Genomic DNA, 21,690 nt, shown 5'->3' with positions numbered 1-21,690 from the left:
ACGCCCTTGGAGACGTCTCGGCCTGTAATCAAAAAGGGGGCCAAGGCCCCCTTCTCTGTTATTCCGCCTTGGCGGAAGCGTCTTCGGTGCGATACAGGTGCACGTCCATCTGCGGGAACGGAATGCCGATGTTGTGGGCATCCAGCGCGCGCTTGAAGTTTTCCATCAGATCGAAGTACACGTTCCAGTATTCCGCGTTGGTGGTCCAGGAACGGGTGACAAAGTTCAGGGAAGACGGCGCCATCTCGTTCAGACGCACGGTCACGCCTTTGGCGTGCATGATGCGCTTGTCGGCGGCGATCACATCGCCCAGCACCTTCTTCACCACGTCGATATCGGCGTTGTAGGCCACGCCTACCACGATATCCACGCGGCGGTTCGGCTCGCGAGAATAGTTGATGATGTTGCCGGCGATGATTTTACCGTTCGGCACCACGATGGTTTTGTTGTCTGCGGTACGCAGGGTGGTGGAGAAAATCTGCACCTGATCGACGGTACCGGCCACGCCGCCCAGATCGACATATTCCCCCACGCGCAGCGGACGGAAGATCACCAGCAGCACGCCGGCGGCGAAGTTGGACAGCGAGCCTTGCAGCGCCAGGCCGACGGCCAAACCGGCGGCGCCCAGCACGGCGATCACCGAGGTGGTCTGCACGCCGACACGCCCCAGCACGGCGATGAAGGTGAACGCCAGCACGCCGTAGCGCACGATCGCCGCCAGGAAGTCTGCCACCGTGGCGTCGATGCCGCGCAGCTTCATCACGCGGTTCAGCGCATTACCGACCACGCGGGCCACGATCGAACCGATGATCAGGATAACGATGGCGGCGACGATATTCACCGCGTACTGGATCAACAGATCCTGGTTCTTCACCAACCAGTTACCGGCACCGTTGATGCCGTCTACTACATTCAAATCTTTCATTCGTGTCGTCCTAACTCAGTCCCTAACGGGAGAAACTCGCAAAAATACACTGGCCTCGGCAGCCAGTCGGAAACCACCGCCTAAGGGTAACCAACATTAAAGGCTCATGCCAACCGTCAGCGTTAAAAATAGCCGAAACCGCTCGCCGCTTCTTCTATGCTGAAAACAGCGCTTTGGCCATTTCACGACAAGGGATCCGTTCTTCATGCACATTCGCTCTTCGCTCAAACATTATTGGCAAGTGCGGCCCAGGCTGCTGTTTTCCGTCGGCGCCGGGCTGTTGTGCTTTCTGCTGCTGCCCGCCCAGCTCTCGTTGCTGCAGCGCTTGATGATCGGCTGGAATACGCTGGCCTGGCTCTACCTGCTGTTTCTCTGGCGACTGATGCTGGTCAGCACGCCGCAGCACATTCGCCAGATCGCCCGGCGGCAGGATGAAAGCGCCAGCACGGTGTTGGCGCTGGTCAGTTTCGGTTGTCTGGTGAGCATTCTGGCGATCCTGTTCGAATTGAGCAGCGCCAAACAGGCCAGCGACTCGCTGAAAACCCTGCATCTGGCGTTAACCGGCGGAACGTTGGCGGTCTCCTGGCTGCTGCTGCCGACCGCCTTCACCATGCACTACGCCCATCAATTTTATCGCCAGGGTGCGCAGCTGGAGCCTTTGCCGCTGCTGTTTCCCGGCAATCTCACCGAGCCGACCTATCTGGACTTCGCCTACTTCTCTTTCACCATCGCGGTCGCGTCGCAAACCGCCGACGTGGCGGTCGGCGCCGCGGAGGTGCGTAAAATCGCGCTCGTACAGTCGGTTATTTCGTTCGTGTTCAACATGCTGATCCTGGGCCTGTCTATCAACGTCGGCGCCGGCCTGCTGGGCTGAAAACGAAAAAGGCTCCCCGCAGGGAGCCTTTTGCATCGTGCAACAGGTGCCGAAGATTACAGAACGTCTACCGCGTTCAGATCTTTGAAGGCCTGCTCCAGACGCGTCACCATGCTGGTCTGCGCTGCGCGCAGCCATACGCGTGGATCGTAGTATTTCTTGTTCGGCTGATCGGCGCCTTTCGGGTTGCCCAGCTGGCCCTGCAGGTAAGCTTCGTTCGCTTTGTAGTACTGCAGGATGCCGTCCCAGGTCGCCCATTGGGTGTCGGTGTCGATGTTCATCTTGATCACGCCGTAACCCACAGACTCTTTGATCTCTGCGTCGGTAGAACCGGAACCGCCGTGGAACACGAAGTTCAGGCTGTTGTGCGGCAGGTTGAATTTCTTGGACACGTAGTCCTGAGAATCACGCAGGATGGTCGGGGTCAGCTTGACGTTGCCTGGCTTGTACACGCCGTGCACGTTACCGAAGGAGGCAGCGATGGTGAAGCGCGGGCTGATGGCGTTCAGTTTTTCGTACGCGTAAGCCACGTCTTCCGGCTGGGTGTACAGTGCGGAAGCGTCCATATGGCTGTTGTCCACGCCATCTTCTTCACCGCCGGTGCAGCCCAGTTCGATTTCCAGCGTCATGCCGATTTTGGCCATGCGCTTCAGGTAGGCGCTGCAGATCTCGATGTTTTCTTCCAGAGACTCTTCAGACAGATCGATCATGTGAGAAGAGAACAGCGGTTTGCCGGTAGCGGCGAAGTGCTTCTCGCCGGCGTCCAGCAGGCCGTCCAGCCATGGCAGCAGTTTCTTCGCGCAGTGGTCGGTGTGCAGGATCACCGGCACGCCGTAGTGTTCAGCCATCTGGTGAACGTGGTGTGCGCCGGAGATGGCGCCCAGAATCGCTGCGCCCTGAGGCACATCGGTCTTCACGCCTTTGCCGGCGATGAACGCGGCGCCGCCGTTGGAGAACTGAACGATGACCGGCGCGCGCACTTTAGCCGCGGCTTCCAGCACTGCGTTAATGGAGTCGGTACCCACGCAGTTTACCGCTGGCAGCGCAAAGTTGTTCTCTTTAGCAACTGCGAAGACTTTCTGAACGTCATCACCCGTGATGACACCCGGTTTTACGAAATCAAAAATTTTAGACATGTTACTTTGTCCTGTTTCGTCGGCCGTAGATGGATGTAAATCGATGTTTTCACGCCGCGCAGCGTGAGCCGCGCGGTATAAAACAAACGGGCGGCTTTCGCCTCCCGTTGTCTGAATTACTGCTTAGCGCGCTCTTCCAGCATCACGACTGCAGGCAGCGGTTTCCCTTCAACGAATTCCAGGAATGCGCCACCGCCGGTGGAGATGTAGGAAATTTTGTCAGCGATACCGAACAGATCGATGGCTGCCAGAGTGTCGCCGCCGCCAGCGATAGAGAAAGCGTCGCTATCGGCGATCGCGCGGGCGACAATTTCGGTGCCCTTACGGAAGTTAGGGAACTCGAATACGCCAACCGGGCCATTCCACAGAATGGTCTTGGCGTTCTTCAGGATAACGGCCAGACGCTCGGCAGAGACGTCGCCCATATCCAGAATTTGCTCGTTGTCCTGGATCTCGTTGGCCTGCTTCACGGTCGCGGTCGCGGTTTCGGAGAACTCGGTCGCGACGCGCACGTCGGTCGGAACCGGGATGTCGCAGGTTTCCAGCAGTTTCTGCGCGTTCGGGATCAGGTCAGGTTCGTACAGGGACTGGCCCACGTTGTTGCCCTGCGCCGCCACGAAGGTGTTGGCGATGCCGCCGCCGACGATCAGCTGATCGGCGATTTTGGACAGGGAATCCAGCACGGTCAGTTTGGTGGAGACTTTAGAACCGCCCACGATGGCGACCATCGGACGGGCCGGGTTGCCCAGGGCCTTGCCCAGCGCTTCCAGCTCGGCGGACAGCAGCGGGCCGGCACAGGCGACAGGCGCGAACTTGCCCACGCCGTGGGTGGAAGCCTGCGCGCGGTGCGCGGTACCGAACGCGTCCATCACGTACACGTCGCACAGCGCCGCGTATTTCTTGGACAGGGTTTCGTCGTCTTTCTTCTCGCCCTTGTTGAAACGGACGTTTTCCAGCACCACCAGTTCGCCTTCGGCGACGTCGACGCCATCCAGATAATCCTTCGCCAGACGCACTGGGGATTTCAGGTGATCTTTCAGGTAGTTGACCACAGGCAGCAGGGAGAATTCTTCGTTGTACTCGCCTTCGGTAGGACGACCCAGGTGGGAGGTTACCATCACGCGGGCGCCTTGCTTCAGCGCAGCTTCGATAGTCGGCAGGGAAGCGCGGATACGCGCGTCGGAAGTCACTTTACCGTCTTTTACCGGCACGTTCAGATCGGAGCGGATCAGTACGCGTTTACCCGCCAGATCCAGATCGGTCATCTTAATTACAGACATGGTGAACCCTCTTTATTGAATCTCTATAAAATTGCCTGAGCAGCGCGCCAATCACGCCGGCGCCGCCGTACTAGAAACCGCTGGCGGCCATTGCCCGTGTTGTATCCAACATCCGATTGGCAAAGCCCCATTCATTGTCGCACCAGACCAAGGTCTTTATCAGGTGCTGCCCGCTGACCCGGGTCTGCGTACCGTCGACGATAGCGCTGTGCGGGTCATGGTTAAAATCGATCGAGACCAATGGTAATTCCGTGTAGTCAACTATACCACGAAATGATTCCCGTGCGGCCTTTTGCAACAGCTGGTTGACCTCCGCCACCTTCACCGCGGCGCTCACGCTGACGCTGAGATCGATAGCCGTCACGTTGATGGTCGGCACGCGCACCGAGATCGCCTCGAAGCGATCGCAAAACTGCGGGAAGATACGGGTGATGCCCGCGGCCAGCTTGGTGTCGACCGGAATGATCGACTGGCTCGCCGCGCGGGTGCGCCGCAAATCCGCGTGATACGCGTCGATCACCGGCTGATCGTTCATCGCCGAGTGAATGGTGGTCACTGTGCCGGATTCGATGCTGTAGGCGTCGTCCAGCAGCTTGATCACCGGAATAATGCAGTTGGTGGTGCACGAGGCGTTGGACACGATGCGATGTTCCGCCAGCAGCGTCTGATGGTTGACGCCGAACACGATGGTGGCGTCCAGATCGTTGCCGCCCGGATGGGCGAACAGCACTTTCTTCGCCCCCGCCGCCAGATGGGCTTCGCCATCCGCCCGGCTGCCGTACACGCCGCTGCAGTCCAGCACCACGTCGACGCCCAGCTCGCCCCAGGGCAACTGCTCCACCGCCGGCTGATGCAACAGGCGAATCGCGTCGTCCCCGACGCTCAGCGTGTCGCACTCTTGCCGCACATCCCAGGCGAAGCGGCCGTGGCTGGAATCGTACTTCAGCAGATGAGCCATGCCCTCGGCGTTCGCCAACTCGTTGATCGCCACCACGGAGATTTCCGCCCGTCGTCCCGATTCGTACAGTGCGCGCAATACGCTGCGGCCGATGCGGCCAAAGCCGTTTATCGCTATGCGGATGGTCATGCTGCTCCTGAAAAAGGGCCGTCCCGCCGGGCTGACTCACCGGCGCCGGGCCGGCGCTGACTGGTTGTCTCACTAACCCGCATAGAGTAGTGGATCGCACCGCCCGCTGTGAATCGCCGCGTTTGCATTATTCCCGCGCTTCAGCGGCTTTTCGCCGCCGTCACATCGGCATTTCTGTCGAAGAGTGCTTCAACTGAAACGCTTCAGCTGAGCATAAACCAAAGTTTTGGCAAAAGGAACAGGTGCAACAGTTCCACAAGTAACGGAGAGGAGTTTTACGAGCATAAGATGATCTGGCGCACATTTTTGGCCTCAAGGCCGCGGCGGATTTTCACTCGCCGGCCCCGTTTCGCCGTAGTGCTCGCGGAAATAGTCGCGCAAAAATTCGACCGTCACCCGCACTTTCGCCGACGTTGCCAGCCGGGAAACGTACACCGCCCAGATGTTGGCCGGCTGATAATACTCCGGCAGGATGTGCACCAACCGGCCGCTGTCGATGTTCTCTTTCACGTCCCAGGCGGAACGCAGCGCGACGCCCTGCCCGTCCAGGCACCACTGATGCACGATTTCGCCGTGGTTCGACGCCAGCGCCCCCGTCACCTTCACCGTCTCTTCGCCGCCCGGCCCCTGCAGCCGCCACAGCCCGAACGGGTGATCGCGCTCCTTGATCACCAGGCAGGTGCGGCCCGCCAGCTCCGCCACGCTTTTCGGCACGCCGTGGCGCTGCAGATACGCCGGCGAAGCGCACAGGATGCGCTGGTTGTCCGCCAGCTTGCGCGCGATCAAATTGGGGGCGATATCGTCGCCGATGCGGATATCCAGATCGAACCCTTCGCTGACCAGATCCACCAACCGATCGGACACGTCGAGCCGCAACTCCAGCTGCGGATACTCCCGCGCCAGCGCCGACAGCGCCGGGGCCACGAAGCGTCGGCCGAAGCCGAAGCTGCTGACCACGCGCAGCATGCCCTGCGGCGCCTGACGTACCTCAGACAGCTCGTCCATCATCTGATCGACATCATTGAGAATGCGCTGCGCCCATTCGTAGATGCGCTCGCCGTCCTCGGTGATCGCCACCCGCCGTGTGGTGCGGTGCAGCAGCGACACGTCCAGCGCCTTCTCCAGCAACGCGATGCGTTTGCTGATAAAGGCCGGCGACACGCCCAGCTCTTCGGCGGCGGCGGCAAACCCGGCGCGGCGTGCCACTAGCACGAACACCCGCAGGTCACTCAGGATCGGCATATTGTTCATGATTCGTGTTTTATGTTTCACCGTTTTCGAGATTGATTAACAGTTAGTCAATTATAGGATAAGAGTGTTGTCAATCTCCCCTACCTACAAATGAGACCTCTGTATGAGCAAAACTTACAAGATTGCCGCTATCCCCGGGGACGGTATCGGGCGGGAAGTGTTGCCGGAAGGCATACGGGTATTGCAGGCGGCGGCGGCGCGCTGGGATCTGTCGCTGGAGTTCGCCACCTTCGAGTGGGCCAGCTGCGACTACTACCAGCACCACGGCCAGATGATGCCGGACGATTGGTTTGAGCAGCTCAAGGGCTTCGACGCCATCTATTTCGGCGCCGTCGGCTGGCCGGATACGGTGCCCGATCACATTTCGCTGTGGGGTTCGCTGCTGAAATTCCGCCGCGACTTCGAGCAGTACGTCAACCTGCGCCCGGTGCGGCTGTTTCCCGGCGTGCCCTGCCCGCTGGCAAACAAGCAGCCGGGCGACATCGATTTCTACGTGGTGCGCGAAAATACCGAAGGGGAATACTCCTCGCTCGGCGGGCGGATGTTCGAAGGCACCGAGCGCGAAATGGTGATCCAGGAATCAGTCTTCACCCGCCAGGGCGTGGACCGCATCCTGAAGTACGCCTTTGAGCTGGCGCAGCAGCGCCCGCGCAAACGCCTGACCGCCGCCACCAAGTCCAACGGCATGGCCATCAGCATGCCGTACTGGGACGAGCGCGTGGCGGAAATGGCGCGCCAGTACCCCGACATCGCCTGGGACAAACAGCACATCGATATTCTGTGCGCGCGCTTCGTGCTGAACCCCGAACGCTTCGACGTGGTGGTGGCCTCCAACCTGTTCGGCGATATTTTGTCGGATCTCGGCCCGGCCTGCACCGGCACCATCGGCATTGCGCCGTCGGCCAACCTGAATCCGGAGCGCAACTTCCCGTCGCTGTTCGAACCGGTGCACGGCTCGGCGCCGGACATTTTCGGCAAGAACATCGCCAACCCGATCGCCATGATCTGGAGCGGCGCGATGATGCTGGACTTCCTCGGCGACGGCGATGCCCGTTACCGCCAGGCGCACGACGGCATCCTGCAGGCGATCGAGCGCATCATCGCCGACGGGCCGCGCACGCCGGACATGCGTGGCGATGCCTCCACCCAGCAAGTTGGCCAGGCGATCGCCGCCCTGCTGCAACGCTAAGCATCGCCGGTTTTCCTGCGCAGGGCGCCCTTTCGCGCCCTGCTTTGCCACGTCCGTTTTTCCGCTTCGATCGCCGCCGCAAATCCGCTGAAAACCACCGCAGAAAGCACGCCAATACCCCGGCCAAGATCACAACAAATTGTTTACATACTGTGTTTTATCCTTTTACAGATGCCCCAATTGTGGCCCTCCTGTAATTTGTGCACACTCGAAAATGTTAATGAAGAGTAAATATTCTCGGCGGCGTTCTGCCGGGGCGTTTACTCCTCGCGGTGTAACAAAACAAAGGGTTCAAACCAATAAGGCCCGGGCGCACCCTACGCTTCGCGCACCGGCCCACCACCGATAACAGGAGTTCACTCCCATGCAGAGCAACCCTAAAAAGGATGTCACGCTCATCGCCATCAGCCTGTGCAGCATTGCGCTGATCGCCATTTGCCTGATGCTCTTTCCGGCTCAATCCGCGCTTATCGCCAACACCATTTTCAACGGCGTCACCCGGCTGTTCGGTTCAACCATTCAAATCCTGGTGCTGATCGCCCTGCTGGTGGTGCTGTATCTGGCGTTGAGCAAATACGGCAACATCCGCCTCGGCGAAGGCAAACCGCAATACTCCACGCTGGCCTGGCTGTTCATGTTCATCTGCGCCGGCCTGGGCTCGTCCACCCTGTATTGGGGGGTGATGGAATGGGCGTATTACTACCAGACGCCGGGGCTGAACATCGCGCCGCGCACCCCGAAGGCGCTGGAATACAGCATCAGTTACTCCTTCTTCCACTGGGGCCTGAGCGCCTGGGCGACCTACGCCCTCGCCTCGCTGATCATGGCCTACCACTTCCACGTGCGTAAGAACAAAGGGCTCAGCCTGTCGGGGATCATTTCCGCCATCACCGGCGTGCGCGCCAACGGCCCGATCGGGCGGATGGTGGATCTGATTTTCCTGGTCGCCACCGTCGGCGCCCTCACCATTTCGCTGGTGCTGACCGCCTCCACCTTTACCCGCGGGCTGACGGCGCTGACCGGCATCCCCGACAATTTCGCGGTGCAGGCGACGGTGATCCTGCTGGCGGCGGTGATCTTCTGCCTCAGCTCCTACATCGGCATCGACGGCGGCATGCAGCGCCTGAGCAAAATGGTCGGCTGGGGCGCATTCGCCTTCGCCGGGCTGGTGCTGCTGGTCGGCCCCACCGAGTTCACCATCAACAACACCATCAACGCCATCGGCCTGACGGCGCAAAACTTCCTGCAGATGAGCCTGTTCACCGATCCGATGGGCGACGGCAGCTTCAGCCGCAGCTGGACGGTGTTCTACTGGCTGTGGTGGATCTCTTACACCCCGGGCGTGGCGATGTTCGTCACCCGCGTCTCGCGCGGCCGCAAGATTAAAGAGGTGATCTGGGCGCTGCTGCTCGGCAGCACCCTCGGTTGCTGGTTCTTCTTCGGTTCGCTGGAAAGCTACGCCATGCACCAGTTCATCAGCGGGCAGCTCAACGTGCCGGAGATCCTCAGCACCCAGGGCGGCGAAACCGCCGTGCAAATGCTGCTGACGGCGCTGCCGCTCGGCAAGCTGTTCCTGGCCGCCTATCTGTTCATCATGATCATTTTCCTGGCCTCGCACATGGACGCGGTGGCCTACACCATGGCCGCCACCAGCACCCGCAACCTGCAGGAGGGGCAAGATCCCAGCCCGATGCTGCGCCTGTTCTGGTGCGTGGTGATCACCCTGATCCCGCTATCGATCCTGTTCACCGGCGCCTCGCTGGACACCATGAAAACCACGGTGATCCTGACCGCGCTGCCGTTCCTGCTGGTGCTGCTGGTGAAAACCTACGGCTTCACCCGCTGGCTGAAACAGGACTACGCGGCCATCCCGGCGCACCTGATCGAAAGCAGCGCGCCGGCGCTGCCCGAAGCGCCGCCGGCCGCCGAACTCTCCGCTCCATCGTCGTATCAACCGCGCCCTATGGCGAAATGACAATAAGAAAAGAGGAAGGTTAACTTATGAGCACTCTGATCCCTGAATTTACCTTACCGAAAGATTTCTGCGCCGACGCCCGCGAGGCTTACACCATTCCGGCCCGGTTCTATACCCACCAGGCGGCGTTCGAGCACGAAAAAGAGCAGGTGTTCGCCACCAGCTGGATCTGCGTGGCGCACCGCAGCGAGCTCGCCGAACCGAACGACTACATCACCCGCGAGATCATCGGTGAAAACATTCTGGTGGTGCGCGGCCGCGACAACGTGCTGCGCGCCTTTTACAACGTCTGCCCGCACCGCGGCCACCAGCTGCTGGCGGGCGACGGCCGGGCGAAAAACGTCATCACCTGCCCTTATCACGCCTGGGCGTTCAAGCTGGACGGCGAACTGGCGCACGCGCGCAACTGCGAAAACGTGCAGAACTTCGATAAGGAAAACTCGCACCTGATGCCGGTGCGGGTCGAAGAGTACGCCGGGTTTATTTACGTCAATCTGGACTCGCAGGCCGGCACGGTGGAAGACCAGCTGCCGGGCCTCGGCGCCAAAGTGCGCGAAGCCTGCCCGCAGGTCGACGATCTCAAGCTGGCGGCGCGTTTCGTCACCCGCACTCCGGCCAACTGGAAGAACATCGTCGACAACTACCTCGAGTGCTACCACTGCGGCCCGGCGCACCCCGGCTTCGCCGACTCGGTGCAGGTCGACCGCTACTGGCACACCCTGCACGGCAACTGGACGCTGCAGTTCGGCTACGCCCGCCCTTCCGAGCAGTCGTTCAAGTTTGAAGAGGGTAAAGAAGCCAGCTTCCACGGCATCTGGCTGTGGCCGTGTACCATGTTCAACATGCCGCCGCTGGAAGGCATGATGACGGTGATCTATGAGTTCCCGGTCGATGCGGAAACCACCCTGCAGCACTACGACATTTACTTCACCAACGCCGATTTGAGCGACGAACAGCTCAAACTGATCGACTGGTACCGCGACGTGTTCCGCCCGGAAGATCTGCGGCTGGTGGAGAGCGTGCAAAAAGGCCTCAAATCGCGCGGCTATCGCGGCCAGGGGCGCATCATGGCCGACGGCGCCGGCAGCGGCGTCAGCGAGCACGGCATCGCCCACTTCCACAACCTGCTGGCGCAGGTTTATCAACCCTGATGCGACGGGGCCCACGGGCCCCCTCCCCCTGACTTGTGAGGTTCTTTGTGAATATTTCCGATCGGGCGCTATTCCGCCAACAGGCCTACATCAACGGGCAATGGCGCGATGCCGACAACCAGGAAACCCTGCCGGTGAGCGATCCCGCCACCGGCCAACTCATCGGCAGCGTGCCCAACATGGCGACGGCCGAAACCCAACGGGCGATCGACGCCGCCCAGCAGGCGCTGGAAGGCTGGCGCGCGCTGCCGGCACAACAGCGCGCGCAGCTGCTGCGCCGCTGGTTCGAACTGATGCTGGAACACCAGCAGGATCTGGCCAGCCTGATGACGCTGGAGCAAGGTAAGCCGCTGGCGGAGTCGCTGGGCGAGATCCGCTACGCCGCCTCCTTTATCGAATGGTTCGCCGAACAGGCCAAGCGCACCAATGGCGACATCATTCCCTCGCCGAGCGGCGATAAACGCCTGATGGTGCTGAAGCAGGGCATTGGCGTGTGCGCGGCGATCACCCCCTGGAACTTCCCGGCGGCGATGATCACCCGCAAGGCTGCGCCGGCGCTGGCGGCCGGCTGCACGCTGGTGGTCAAACCCGCTAACGAAACCCCTTACTCGGCGCTGGCGATGGCCGAGCTGGCCGAACGCGCCGGCATTCCCGCCGGGGTGTTCAACGTGGTGACCGGCAACTCGCAGGCAATCGGCGCCGAGCTGACCCGCCACCCGCAGGTACGCAAGCTGAGCTTTACCGGCTCCACGCCGGTGGGCAGGCTGCTGATGCGCCAGAGCGCGGACACCATCAAGAAAGTGTCGCTGGAGCTCGGCGGCAACGCGCCGTTCATCGTGTTTGACGACGCGGACATCGATGCCGCGGTGGAAGGCGCGCTGATCGCCAAATACCGCAACGCCGGGCAGACCTGCGTTTGCGTCAATCGGTTCTACGTGCAGCGCGGCGTTTACCCACAGTTCGCCGAGAAGTTTGTCGCCCGGGTGGCGGCACTGCAGGTCGGCAACGGCTTCGAACCCGGCGTACAGATCGGCCCGCTGATCAACCGCAAGGCGCGCGACAAGGTGCTGGAGCTGCTCGATGATGCGCTGAGCAAAGGCGCTCGGGTGCTGACCGGCGCCACGCCGCACGCGCTGGGCGGCAATTTCTTCACGCCGACGGTGCTGGGCGACGTGCAGCCCGGCTCGCTGCTGCTGGAAGAAGAGATCTTCGGCCCGGTCGCGCCGCTGGTGGTGTTCGATGACGAAGCCGAGGCGATCCGCCAGGCCAACGACACCATCTACGGCTTGGCCGCCTACTTCTACACCCGCGATGCGGCGCGCATCTGGCGCGTTTCGGAGCGGCTGGAGTACGGCATGGTCGGCATCAATACCGGCCTTATCTCCAACGAGGTAGCCCCGTTCGGCGGGGTGAAGCAGTCGGGCCTGGGGCGTGAAGGCTCCGAATACGGCATCGAAGACTATCTGGAGCTCAAATACCTGTGCCAGGCGGTATAACTTTTTCATGCGCGGGGACGCCCGCGCTTTGGAGCCAATAAATGACCAGCTATCAGATGCTTGATGTTCGCGTCGTCGACATCGAACCCGTCACCGCGCAGGTCAAGCGCTTTACCCTGGCGGATCCGCAGGGCCGGCCGCTGCCCGCCTTCAGCGGCGGCAGCCACATCATCGTGCAAATGCAGGACGGCGAGCAGCGTTACAGCAATGCCTATTCGCTGCTGAGCTCACCGTTCGAGCTCGACCGTTACCAGATCGCCGTGCGCCGTGAGTCCCCTTCCAAAGGCGGTTCCGACTTCATGCACGATCGGCTGGCGATCGGCGATACGCTGACCATCAGCACCCCCAATAACCTGTTCGCGCTGGCGCCCGAGGTGCAGCATCACGTGCTGATCGCCGGCGGCATCGGCATCACGCCGTTTATGGCCCATCTGCACGAGCTGCAGCGCAGCGGGCAACGCTATCATCTGCACTACTGCTTCCACAGCGAGGAACACAACGCCTTCCAGCAGCAGCTGACGCAAGCGCCGTTCACCGACAACGTCAGTTGCCATGTCTCCAGTCTTAACGGCCGGTTGGATCTAGCGCGCACGCTGGCCGACGTGGAGCCCGGTGCCCATATCTACGTCTGCGGCCCGGCGGCGCTGAACGAAGCGGTTTACCGGACCGCCGCCGAACTGGGCATCGACGCCGCTCGCTTGCACAGCGAAGCCTTCGCCGCCGAAGACACGGCGGGCGGCGCCTTTACGCTGGTGCTGGCCCGCTCGGGCATTGAGCTTGAAGTGGCGGAAGACATGACCATCCTGCAGGCGCTGGAAAACAGCAAGGCGGCCAGGGTCGAGTGCCTGTGCCGCGAAGGCATTTGCGGCACCTGCGAAACCCGCATCGTCGAGGGGGAAGCCGATCACCGCGATCAGTATCTCAGCGACGAAGAGCGTGCGGCGCAGCAAACCCTGTTGATCTGCTGCTCGCGCGCCAAAGGCAGCAGGCTGGTGCTGGATCTGTAAACGGAGCGCCCGCGCCTGCGGGCGTCCTGATTAGGCTTTCGGGAATATCCACAGATGCTCGGCCGGCAGGGAGAGCCGGCACAGCGCCCGATCGCGCGCTTCGTGGCCATAGGCGCGCACCACGAAATCCTCGGCCACGGTGCGGAACAGGTATTCCCAGCGATCGCCGAGATACATGCTGGTCAGCAGCGGCAGCTCAAGCTGGTTGCCCTGCGGATCTTCGCCCAACCGCACGCGCTCCACACGGATCACCGCCGAGCCCTCCTGGCCAACCTGCACGCCTTCGCCCGCTTTGCCCCACAGCGCCCAATCCTTGCCTTCGATGCGCGCCCGGTCGCCTTCCAGCGCGACGATCTTGCCCGGCAAGCGGTTGTTGCTGCCCATGAACTCGGCGGTGAACAGCGTGGTGGGCGACCCGTACATCTCCTGCGGCGTGCCCTGCTGCTCGATTTTGCCGTTATTGAGCAGCAGGATGCGATCGGAGATGGCCATCGCCTCGTTCTGATCGTGAGTCACCATCAGCGCCGACAGGCCAAGCTTGATGATCAATTCGCGCAGGAATACCCGCGCCTCTTCGCGCAGCTTGGCGTCAAGGTTGGACAGCGGCTCGTCCAGCAGGATCACCGGCGGGTTGTAGACCAGCGCCCGTCCGATCGCCACGCGCTGCTGCTGGCCGCCGGAAAGCTGGTGCGGATGGCGCTTGGCCAGATGCCCCAACCCGAGCTGTTCCAGCACCGCCTGCACCCGCTGGGTGATTTCCGCCGAGGCGATCTTACGCAGCTTCAGCGGGTAAGCGACGTTCTCAAACACCGTTTTATGCGGCCACAGCGCGTAGGACTGAAACACCAGCCCCAGATTGCGCTCTTCGGCGGGAATTTCGCTGCGTGCGCTGCCGTTGTACACCGCGTTATTGCCGATGACGATCCGCCCTTGGCTCGGTTTCTCCAGCCCGGCCACCGCCCGCAGCAGCGTGGTTTTGCCGCTGCCCGACGGGCCCAGCAGCGAGACCACTTCGCCCCGTTTCAGGTCCATCGACACCCCTTTCAGCACCGGGTTGTCGCCATAGGTCAAATGCAGATTCTCTACCGAAAGTTCAATCATGTAATTTCACTCCAAAGCGCAAGGCGATCCCTAACCCCAGCACCACCAGCAGGATATTGATGAACGACAGCGCGGCGACGATATCGATAGCGCCCGCGGCCCACAGGGAAACCAGCATCGAGCCGATGGTTTCCGTGCCAGGAGACAGCAGATACACCCCGGTGGAGTATTCGCGCTCAAAAATCAGGAACATCAGCAGCCAGGAGCCGATCAGGCCGTAGCGCGACAGCGGAATGGTGACGTGGCGGGTGATCTGACCGCGGCTGGCGCCGGCGCTGCGCGCCGCCTCCTCCAACTCCGGCCCCACCTGCAGCAGCGTCGAGGAGATCAGCCGCAGGCCGTAAGCCATCCACACCACGGTGTACGCCAGCCAGACGCTGAAGATGGTGCTGCGCAGCGAACGCAGCCAGACGATCCAGTTAGCACGCAGCCACTCGGCCATCGGCAGCGCCGACAGCCAGCCCTCCTTGAGCGATTTGTCCAGCCACATCGGCAGGAACAGAAACACCCACAGGAATGCCAGACCGGCCAGCAGCCCCGGCACCGCGCGCGGCACCAGCACGCTGTAATCGAGGAAGCGCGTGGCGCCATCCGGCTTGCGGTGCATGGCAATGCCGATGAACAGGTAGCACGCCACCGCCAGCGCCCCGCCAATCACCCCAATCGCCATTGAGTTGACGATGGCGCGCAGCAGGTTGGGCTGCGCCCAGATGGTGCGGAAGGTGTTGATCGACAGCTCGTCCCAAACAGACACGCCCACGCCCCAGTTGGAGATAAAGGCGCGCAGCACCACGCCTATCAGCGGCACGCCGATGGTCACGGTCAGCCAGAACACCACCACCGCGCCGGCCACCCAGCGCCATTTGCCCAGCGGCAGCGCGCGAGCCTGCGAGGCTTTGCCCTTGACGGTAACGAAGCGGTTGGCGGTGCGCATCAGCCGGCGCTGCAGCATCACCAGCGGAATGGTGATGCAGATCAGCACCACCGCCACCGCCGCCATCAGGTGGTAAGACGGCGTGCCCAGCTTGTTGGTCAACTGGTACAGGTAGGTCGCCAGCACCAGGTTGCCCTCCGGATCCCCCAGCACCAGCATCAGGCCGAACACTTCCAGCCCGAGGAAGAACAGCAGCACCCCGGCGTACAGGATAGACGGCCGCACCATCGGCAGGCTGACGGCGGTCATCACCTGCAGCGGCGTGGCGCCGGCGGTGCGCGCCGCTTCTTCAACGTCGGAGCCCACGCTGCGCAGCGCCGAGGAGATGTACAGATACGCGTGGGGCACGTGCGTCAATCCGGCTATCACCACGATGCTGGCCATCGAATAGATATTCCACGGCACGAAGCCCAGCAGCGCCTGCGCCCACAGCGAGAAGAAGCCCACCGGCCCCGCCGCCACCACGTAGCCGAAGCCCAGCACCATCGGCGACACGAAGATCGGCACCAGAATCAGCGGCTCGATGATCCGCCGCCCCGGCAGATCGGTGCGCACCATCAGGAAAGCCAAAATGCCGCCGAGGGGGATGGCGATGATCACCAGGCCGAATGCCAGAATAAAGCCGCTCTTCAGCGCCTTGTAGAAATCAGGATCGGTAAAGATGAACTCGAAGGCCTCCAGGCTGAAGACCTTGGAGGGAGAGAAAAACGGTGCCGAGAGGAAGCTTTGAATGATGATAAACGACAGGGGGACATAGATAACCAGCGCGGTTATCAACACCACCAGGCCGCGCGGCAGGCTCTGCCACTTTCTGCGCCATGCTTGCATAAATGCTCCCTATGGTTGTAAACGACGACCAAAGGGCGCGCGCCTCTAAGGCAGGCGCACGTCCGAATGCAGTCCCTGTTATTTCGCCGCGGCGGCGCGCCACTGTTTGATGTAGTCGAGGCGTTTGGCCGGCTGCAGATATTCCAGCAGGCTGTCGTCGACCGGGATCGGCTTGAGCGCGTTACCCAACAGCTTGGTCATGCCGTCGATGTCGTTCTTGCCTTCGATGTCGTTGCGGATCGAGGGGATATCCGCCTGATTGGCGAGAATACTTTGCCCTTTCTCCGACAGCACGTAGTCGAACCACAGCTTGGCGGCGTTAGGGTTGCCGGCCTCTTTGCTGATGAAGCTCACGCGCGACAGCACCAGGGTATAGTCTTTCGGATAGACGATGCCGAGCGACGGGTCGCTTTTGGCGCGGGCCTCGGCGTACGAACCGAGGATATTGAAGCCGATCAGGTTTTCACCGGAGGAGACGCGTTCCATCATGGTGCCGGTGGAGGATTGCACCGCCAGCCCGCCCTTGGCCACGTCGGCCAGCGTTTTGAAGTAGTTGGGATCGGCCTTGAAGTCCTGTACCGACAGCATGAAGCCGACGCCGGATTTTTCGATGTCGTACGTGGTGACTTTCTTCTTGAATTTGTCCGTCTGGCCGGCGATCAGCTTGGCCAGCGCCGCGTGCGAATCCGGCACATCGCCTTGCGGGATCAGGCGTTTGTTATAGATAAACACCACCGGCTCATAGGTGGTGCCATACACTTTATCTTGCCATACCGCCCATTTCGGCAGTTGGGCCTGTTCAGGGGAGGCATACTCCTGCGCGTAATCGCCCGCCAGTTTCAAAATGGTGTCCATCGACGAGCTCCACACCACGTCGCCGCTGGTGCCGCCGGCCGCCTGCTCGCTGATGAAGCGGTTATAGAGTTCGGTGCTGTTCATGTCGTTGTATTCCACCTTGATGCCCGGGTACAACGCCTCGAACCCCTGGATCAGCGGCGCCGCCGCCTTGGTGTCGGTGGTCGAGTAAATCACCACCTTGCCTTCTTTCTTCGCGCCGTCGACCCATTTCTGATAGTCGACGGGGTAGCCCGCCGGGAAGGCCGCATAGGCGGAAACGGAGCCCAGTAAGGTGATTGCAGCTACGGTCGCGCTGATTTTTTTCATCATCATCCATCCCCTTATCACATTTAATAAACCAAAAATTAACATATAGTTAATAACTGCAACGAGGCAACGGCGTTGCTTTGTTATCTTTCGGTTTTGTGAGGCTGGGCGTTTTTTAGCCAACAAAAAAGCCCGGCAGCGCGGGCTTTACGGCACTTTCTGTTGCAGACTATTCGGCCAGGCGAGAGCGCCGCAGCAGGCGAATTCGCTGTACGATGGCGACCCCCAGCAGGGTCAGGGCAAACCCCGCCAACTGCACCAGCGACAGCGCCTCGCCAAACAGCGCGTAAGCCTGCAGCGCCGCCGCCGGCGGCACCAGCAGCATCAGCGCGGTAATGCGGGTCAAATCGCCGTGGCGCACCATCCAAATGAACAGCGCGGTGCCGCCCAGCGACAACACGCCGGCCGACCACAGCAGCGAGAACCACAGCGTCGGCGAATTGTCCCAGGCGCCGGAGCCCATCACGGCCGCCAACACGCCGGTCACGATCGCGGCGCCGAGGTGCTGAATGGCGCCCGCCGCCCGCAGATCGGCCGCCGCCAGCGAAGACTTCTGCACCATGATGCCGATCGTCAGCGCAACGATGCTGCCAAACCCCATCAGGATCGGCAACAGCGCCATATTGCCGACGTCGATGCCGGTCAGCCGGGGAGAGAGCACCAGCGCAACGCCGATAAAACCGACCGCCAGCCCGGCCCAGGAGCGCAACCCTATCGATTTGCGCAGCACCAGCGCGAAAATCAGCGCGGTGAACAGCGGCTGCAATCCGCCGATCAGCGACATCACCCCGGCCGCCAGGCCGTTCGCCACCGCCCACCAGCTTGCAGCGAGATAAACGCCATTCATCAGCATGCCGGTCAGCAGGTGCATCACGAACTGCCGCCCCTTGGGCCAGGCGCAATGCAATGCCAGCAGGGCGAATACCGCAGCGGCGATCAAAAAGCGAAAGGTCAGGAAAAGGTTGGGATCGGCATGATCCGCCACCGCCCGCGCGGCAATAAAACCGGTCGACCAAATTAATATCAGGAAAAACGGCGCGATAAATGCCTTTCGCCGATCGCGTTTTTCGCGCTGGGTTATTTCCATATCACTACCTGAAAAAATGCGGTTGATGAATTAATGCGGAGCATACTAACCAATTTAACACCGGCTTAACAGCACCGACGCCGGCAGCAAAACAGCGTGCTGAACACTATGGCGGGAAATAATAACTTTTCAACCTTATATAATTCACCAAGCTTATAATTAATCCCCTTGCGTTACGAAATTGTAAATTAATTGCTACATCCGGTATAACCATTCCCCTCCTGGCGACATTGTCGGAATAATTCCCCTTTGCTAGCCTTCCTGAAGCCACTTAATTAACTGGACTGACTCATGGCCGAAATCACTGATTTTATGAAACTGGATATGCGTATTGGCGAAATTATTTCCGTGGAATATAACGACAAGGCGTTAAAGCCCGCCTATAAGCTGCGCATTGATTTCGGCGAAGACATTGGCATTAAAAACAGCTCGGCGCAATTATGCGAAAACTATCAGGAAGATGATCTGCTCGGCAGAAAAGTCATCTCCGTCGTTAATTTCCCCGCCAGGCGGATTGCCGGATTTAAATCCGAAGTGCTGGTACTTGCCGCGGTCACCCGGGATCAAGGCACCGTCTTGCTGAAACCCGATTTCGACGTGGAGATCGGCAGCAAGATTTTATAATCGCCATATCATTCGTGAGGCCACCGAGAAATGCGACAGTTATCCCTGCTTGATGAAGTTAAGAAGGCGTACCAGCAACACCGTTCAGCCTTTATCCCCGGCGCCACCATGCAAGCGATCCTGCTGGCGCTGGGCGCGCGGCCGGAAGATTTCGCCAAGCTGCAGCAGGTCAGCGACAATTTGGCGGACGATCCCACGCTGCCTTTCCGCAAGTCCAGAAACGGCCGCTTCTGTTTCGACTTCGATCGCGCCCGGATTGAGCGGCTGGAGTTCCAGCCTTTCGTGCTCTCGGTCGAGGAAGACTTCGTCCGCTACGATTCGGGGAAGGTGCGCCACTTCCGTGGCATCAACGACGATCTGCAGTTGAATACGGCATTTCAGGCGCTGATGAAATTCAAAGCCTACGTGATCGATGGCGTGAGCGTGACGCCGCGCCCCCGGCTTAATCAGGAGATCAACAAGTTCGTCTGCACGGTGTTCAACCTGCGCACCGTCACCACGCCGCAGATGCTGGGCGAACCGGCGCTGGAAGGCGTGCACAGCGACGGTGTCGACCACACCATGACGACCTTCCTTGGCTGCGACAACATGACCGACGACAGCGCCAAGACCTTTATTCACGATATGCGCGAAACCAGCGGGATCAAATTCGATCGGGCCCGGCCGGAATGGATTTTGGGCGAAATACAGCATCGGCATTTCCTCGATACCCTGCTGATTGTCGATCATGAACGCAAACACAGCCTCTCACCGGTGGAAGCGCAGGACAAACGCCGGCATTCGACCCGCGATATGCTGATCTTTTTCACCCGCAAACCGGTCGAAGACGGCCATGTCTCTTTCGCCTATGACTCTTTCAAACCGCATATCGAAATCCCGCTGTCGATAGACATGGTGGCGCACGCAAGCTAAAGCCCTGCCGGGCCGGCCGCCATGATCCCTCTGTGCGGCCGGTTCACGCCAGGATAAACAGCGCTGGATTAATCAGGTTTTTGTCGCCGAATTATTATATCCTGCCGGACGAAAATTTTGCGGGCGCTCGCGGCCCCCTGCGCCTGCCCTTCTGCGGTTCTCCATCCGCAGCCAGGCCGTTTATTTCATGAATACAGGCAGTGCCATACCGTTATGACCAAGAATTTATCCCCGAAAGACATTATCGCCCTGGGCTTTATGACCTTCGCCCTGTTTGTCGGCGCCGGCAACATCATTTTCCCGCCACTGGTGGGGCTGCAGTCCGGCGAACATCTGTGGCCGGCCGCCCTCGGGTTTATGGTGACCGCCGTCGCCCTGCCGGTGATCGCCGTGATCGCGCTGGCGCGCGTCGGCGGCAGCATCAGCCTGCTGACCGGCCCCATCGGCCGCACCGCCGGCCTGCTGTTGGCGACCGTCTGCTATCTGGCGCTCGGCCCGCTGTTCGCCACGCCGCGAACCGCCAATGTCTCTTTCGCCCTCGGCATCGCGCCCTTCACCGGCGACGGCGCCCTGCCGCAGTTCATCTACAGCCTGCTGTTCTTTACCCTGGCGATGATCGTGTCGCTGTATCCCGGCCGCTTGCTCGATAACGTCGGCCATATTCTGGCGCCGCTAAAAATTCTGGCGCTGGCCGCGCTCGGCATCGCCGCCCTGGTTTGGCCCGCCGGTGAACCGGTCTCCGCCGTCGGCAGCTATCAGGCAGCGGCGTTTTCCACCGGCTTCGTGCAGGGGTATCAAACCATGGACACGCTGTCGGCGCTGATGTTCGGCTCGATTATCGTTACCGCCGCCCGCTCGCGCGGCGTCAGCGACAGCGGCCTGCTGCTGCGCTACACCCTGTGGGCCAGCCTGATCGCCGGCGTCGGCCTGACGCTGGTCTATATCTGCATGTTCAAGCTCGGCGCCGGCAGCGGCGGCCTGGTCGAGAGTGGCGCTCAGGATGGCGCGGCGATCCTGCACGCCTATGTGCAGCACACCTTCGGCGATCTGGGCAGCATCTTTATGGCGGTGCTGATGTTCATCGCCTGCCTGGTGACGGCGGTCGGCATGACCTGCGCCTGCGCGGACTTCTTCTCCCGCTACCTGCCGCTCTCTTACCGCGCGCTGGTGGTTATCCTCGCCCTCTTCGCCATGCTGGTCTCCAACATGGGGCTGGCCAATCTGATCCGCGTCTCGCTGCCGGTGCTGACGGCGATCTACCCGCCCTGCATCGCGCTGGTGTTGCTCAGCTTCAGCCAGAACCGCTGGCGCAGCGCCAAGCGCGTTTTCGCGCCGGTGATCGCCACCAGCCTGGTGTTCGGCCTCGCCGACGGCCTGAAGGCCTCCAGCTTCAGCGGCCTGCTGCCCGCCTGGTTCGATAAGCTGCCGCTGGCCGAACAGGGTCTGGTCTGGCTGCAGCCTACGCTGCTGGTGCTGTTGCTGGCGGCGGCTTACGACCGGTTGCGCAGCGTCGAAAGCGCCAACGCCGCGTCGTAACCGCGGGTCACGCCCATAAAAAAAGCCGGTCACGATGACCGGCTTTCTTATTGGCTGGCGCCAGGCCGCTTACTTCAGCAGCGCCTGCGCCTTGGCCACCACGTTGTCCACGGTGAAGCCGAACTCGGCGAAC

18 protein-coding genes and 1 pseudogene are annotated in these 21,690 nt (G+C 61.1%); 9 read left to right on the top strand and 10 right to left on the bottom strand.

Translation table 11 applies throughout. The features are described 5' to 3' along the window. Positions 1-58: 58 nt before the first annotated feature. Entirely contained in the window at positions 59-925 is an 867-nt protein-coding gene (gene mscS, locus ACJ8HN_RS21185; RefSeq protein ID WP_033635871.1) for a small-conductance mechanosensitive channel MscS, read from the bottom strand. Between the two features lie 205 nt (positions 926-1,130). Between mscS and ACJ8HN_RS21180 the strand changes: the two genes are divergently transcribed. Further along, complete coding sequence (locus tag ACJ8HN_RS21180) at positions 1,131-1,799, top strand: DUF1345 domain-containing protein (RefSeq protein ID WP_172905337.1); 669 nt, start codon at positions 1,131-1,133, stop codon at positions 1,797-1,799. Between the two features lie 56 nt (positions 1,800-1,855). On the opposite strand, the gene fbaA is transcribed toward ACJ8HN_RS21180, so the two are convergent. The 4 genes from fbaA to ACJ8HN_RS21160 all read right to left on the bottom strand — a co-directional run bounded on the left by fbaA (position 1,856) and on the right by ACJ8HN_RS21160 (position 6,574). Beyond that, positions 1,856-2,935 carry a class II fructose-bisphosphate aldolase gene (fbaA, locus tag ACJ8HN_RS21175; RefSeq protein ID WP_025304179.1) on the bottom strand — a complete coding sequence of 360 codons (1,080 nt, stop codon included), beginning with the start codon at positions 2,933-2,935 and terminating at the stop codon, positions 1,856-1,858. A gap of 116 nt (positions 2,936-3,051) precedes the next feature. After that, a complete protein-coding gene (gene pgk, locus ACJ8HN_RS21170; RefSeq protein ID WP_025160206.1) occupies positions 3,052-4,215 on the bottom strand; it encodes a phosphoglycerate kinase in 1,164 nt (387 codons plus the stop codon). Positions 4,216-4,285: 70 nt separating this feature from the next. Continuing rightward, positions 4,286-5,302, bottom strand: coding sequence for an erythrose-4-phosphate dehydrogenase (gene epd / locus ACJ8HN_RS21165; protein ID WP_004931582.1), 1,017 nt, complete (start codon positions 5,300-5,302; stop codon positions 4,286-4,288). Between the two features lie 312 nt (positions 5,303-5,614). Beyond that, the gene (locus ACJ8HN_RS21160; protein ID WP_269454184.1) at positions 5,615-6,574 is read right to left on the bottom strand and encodes a LysR family transcriptional regulator; all 960 of its coding nucleotides are present in this window, start codon (positions 6,572-6,574) and stop codon (positions 5,615-5,617) included. Positions 6,575-6,656: 82 nt separating this feature from the next. On the opposite strand from ACJ8HN_RS21160, the gene ACJ8HN_RS21155 reads away from it, so the two are divergent. The 5 genes from ACJ8HN_RS21155 to ACJ8HN_RS21135 all read left to right on the top strand — a co-directional run bounded on the left by ACJ8HN_RS21155 (position 6,657) and on the right by ACJ8HN_RS21135 (position 13,371). Continuing rightward, on the top strand, positions 6,657-7,742 hold the full coding sequence (locus ACJ8HN_RS21155; protein ID WP_033652189.1) for a tartrate dehydrogenase: 1,086 nt from the start codon (positions 6,657-6,659) through the stop codon (positions 7,740-7,742). 364 nt (positions 7,743-8,106) lie between these two features. Continuing rightward, a complete protein-coding gene (locus tag ACJ8HN_RS21150) occupies positions 8,107-9,717 on the top strand; it encodes a BCCT family transporter (RefSeq protein ID WP_033654034.1) in 1,611 nt (536 codons plus the stop codon). A gap of 26 nt (positions 9,718-9,743) precedes the next feature. After that, positions 9,744-10,868, top strand: a complete 1,125-nt coding sequence (locus ACJ8HN_RS21145) for an aromatic ring-hydroxylating oxygenase subunit alpha (RefSeq protein ID WP_033635879.1) — start codon at positions 9,744-9,746, stop codon at positions 10,866-10,868. A 47-nt stretch (positions 10,869-10,915) separates the two neighbouring features. Continuing rightward, the gene (locus tag ACJ8HN_RS21140) at positions 10,916-12,364 is read left to right on the top strand and encodes an NAD-dependent succinate-semialdehyde dehydrogenase (protein WP_103830255.1); all 1,449 of its coding nucleotides are present in this window, start codon (positions 10,916-10,918) and stop codon (positions 12,362-12,364) included. A 41-nt stretch (positions 12,365-12,405) separates the two neighbouring features. After that, on the top strand, positions 12,406-13,371 hold the full coding sequence (locus ACJ8HN_RS21135) for a PDR/VanB family oxidoreductase (RefSeq protein WP_060428917.1): 966 nt from the start codon (positions 12,406-12,408) through the stop codon (positions 13,369-13,371). A 30-nt stretch (positions 13,372-13,401) separates the two neighbouring features. Here the strand turns inward: ACJ8HN_RS21135 and ACJ8HN_RS21130 are convergent, their stop codons facing one another. From ACJ8HN_RS21130 to ACJ8HN_RS21115, 4 genes are all read right to left on the bottom strand, one after another. Beyond that, the gene (locus tag ACJ8HN_RS21130) at positions 13,402-14,472 is read right to left on the bottom strand and encodes an ABC transporter ATP-binding protein (protein ID WP_060428919.1); all 1,071 of its coding nucleotides are present in this window, start codon (positions 14,470-14,472) and stop codon (positions 13,402-13,404) included. After that, a complete protein-coding gene (locus ACJ8HN_RS21125; protein ID WP_033635883.1) occupies positions 14,465-16,234 on the bottom strand; it encodes an ABC transporter permease in 1,770 nt (589 codons plus the stop codon). The genes ACJ8HN_RS21130 and ACJ8HN_RS21125 overlap by 8 nt, the downstream gene beginning before the upstream one ends. 78 nt (positions 16,235-16,312) lie before the next feature. Next, on the bottom strand, positions 16,313-17,401 hold the full coding sequence (locus ACJ8HN_RS21120; RefSeq protein ID WP_342180948.1) for an ABC transporter substrate-binding protein: 1,089 nt from the start codon (positions 17,399-17,401) through the stop codon (positions 16,313-16,315). 166 nt (positions 17,402-17,567) lie between these two features. Then, the gene (locus ACJ8HN_RS21115) at positions 17,568-18,485 is read right to left on the bottom strand and encodes a DMT family transporter (protein ID WP_033635885.1); all 918 of its coding nucleotides are present in this window, start codon (positions 18,483-18,485) and stop codon (positions 17,568-17,570) included. A gap of 291 nt (positions 18,486-18,776) precedes the next feature. On the opposite strand from ACJ8HN_RS21115, the gene ACJ8HN_RS21110 reads away from it, so the two are divergent. The 3 genes from ACJ8HN_RS21110 (at position 18,777) to brnQ (ending at position 21,557) form a co-directional block, all read left to right on the top strand. Further along, the gene (locus ACJ8HN_RS21110; protein ID WP_197823633.1) at positions 18,777-19,109 is read left to right on the top strand and encodes a tRNA-binding protein; all 333 of its coding nucleotides are present in this window, start codon (positions 18,777-18,779) and stop codon (positions 19,107-19,109) included. Positions 19,110-19,139: 30 nt separating this feature from the next. Further along, positions 19,140-20,021 carry a 2OG-Fe dioxygenase family protein gene (locus ACJ8HN_RS21105; RefSeq protein ID WP_442523907.1) on the top strand — a complete coding sequence of 294 codons (882 nt, stop codon included), beginning with the start codon at positions 19,140-19,142 and terminating at the stop codon, positions 20,019-20,021. Between the two features lie 213 nt (positions 20,022-20,234). Continuing rightward, a complete protein-coding gene (gene brnQ / locus ACJ8HN_RS21100) occupies positions 20,235-21,557 on the top strand; it encodes a branched-chain amino acid transport system II carrier protein (RefSeq protein WP_049194828.1) in 1,323 nt (440 codons plus the stop codon). Between the two features lie 69 nt (positions 21,558-21,626). Here the strand turns inward: brnQ and ACJ8HN_RS21095 are convergent. Then, positions 21,627-21,690 (bottom strand): annotated as a pseudogene (locus ACJ8HN_RS21095) (transketolase-like TK C-terminal-containing protein); the annotation flags it as partial.

Source organism: Serratia sp. CY29653, from assembly GCF_052169255.1.
Taxonomy (GTDB): Bacteria; Pseudomonadota; Gammaproteobacteria; order Enterobacterales; family Enterobacteriaceae; genus Serratia; species Serratia sarumanii.
This window is presented reverse-complemented; position numbering and strand designations above follow the sequence as displayed.

Excerpts from the sequence above, each read along its gene's own strand:
- mscS (WP_033635871.1), bottom strand. The coding sequence starts at position 925 with ATGAAAGATTTGAATGTAGTAGACGGCATCAACGGTGCCGGTAACTGG.
- ACJ8HN_RS21180 (WP_172905337.1), top strand. The coding sequence starts at position 1,131 with ATGCACATTCGCTCTTCGCTCAAACATTATTGGCAAGTGCGGCCCAGG.
- fbaA (WP_025304179.1), bottom strand. The coding sequence starts at position 2,935 with ATGTCTAAAATTTTTGATTTCGTAAAACCGGGTGTCATCACGGGTGAT.
- pgk (WP_025160206.1), bottom strand. The coding sequence starts at position 4,215 with ATGTCTGTAATTAAGATGACCGATCTGGATCTGGCGGGTAAACGCGTA.
- epd (WP_004931582.1), bottom strand. The coding sequence starts at position 5,302 with ATGACCATCCGCATAGCGATAAACGGCTTTGGCCGCATCGGCCGCAGC.
- ACJ8HN_RS21155 (WP_033652189.1), top strand. The coding sequence starts at position 6,657 with ATGAGCAAAACTTACAAGATTGCCGCTATCCCCGGGGACGGTATCGGG.
- ACJ8HN_RS21150 (WP_033654034.1), top strand. The coding sequence starts at position 8,107 with ATGCAGAGCAACCCTAAAAAGGATGTCACGCTCATCGCCATCAGCCTG.
- ACJ8HN_RS21145 (WP_033635879.1), top strand. The coding sequence starts at position 9,744 with ATGAGCACTCTGATCCCTGAATTTACCTTACCGAAAGATTTCTGCGCC.
- ACJ8HN_RS21135 (WP_060428917.1), top strand. The coding sequence starts at position 12,406 with ATGACCAGCTATCAGATGCTTGATGTTCGCGTCGTCGACATCGAACCC.
- ACJ8HN_RS21130 (WP_060428919.1), bottom strand. The coding sequence starts at position 14,472 with ATGATTGAACTTTCGGTAGAGAATCTGCATTTGACCTATGGCGACAAC.
- ACJ8HN_RS21125 (WP_033635883.1), bottom strand. The coding sequence starts at position 16,234 with ATGCAAGCATGGCGCAGAAAGTGGCAGAGCCTGCCGCGCGGCCTGGTG.
- ACJ8HN_RS21120 (WP_342180948.1), bottom strand. The coding sequence starts at position 17,401 with ATGATGAAAAAAATCAGCGCGACCGTAGCTGCAATCACCTTACTGGGC.
- ACJ8HN_RS21115 (WP_033635885.1), bottom strand. The coding sequence starts at position 18,485 with ATGGAAATAACCCAGCGCGAAAAACGCGATCGGCGAAAGGCATTTATC.
- ACJ8HN_RS21110 (WP_197823633.1), top strand. The coding sequence starts at position 18,777 with ATGGCCGAAATCACTGATTTTATGAAACTGGATATGCGTATTGGCGAA.
- ACJ8HN_RS21105 (WP_442523907.1), top strand. The coding sequence starts at position 19,140 with ATGCGACAGTTATCCCTGCTTGATGAAGTTAAGAAGGCGTACCAGCAA.
- brnQ (WP_049194828.1), top strand. The coding sequence starts at position 20,235 with ATGACCAAGAATTTATCCCCGAAAGACATTATCGCCCTGGGCTTTATG.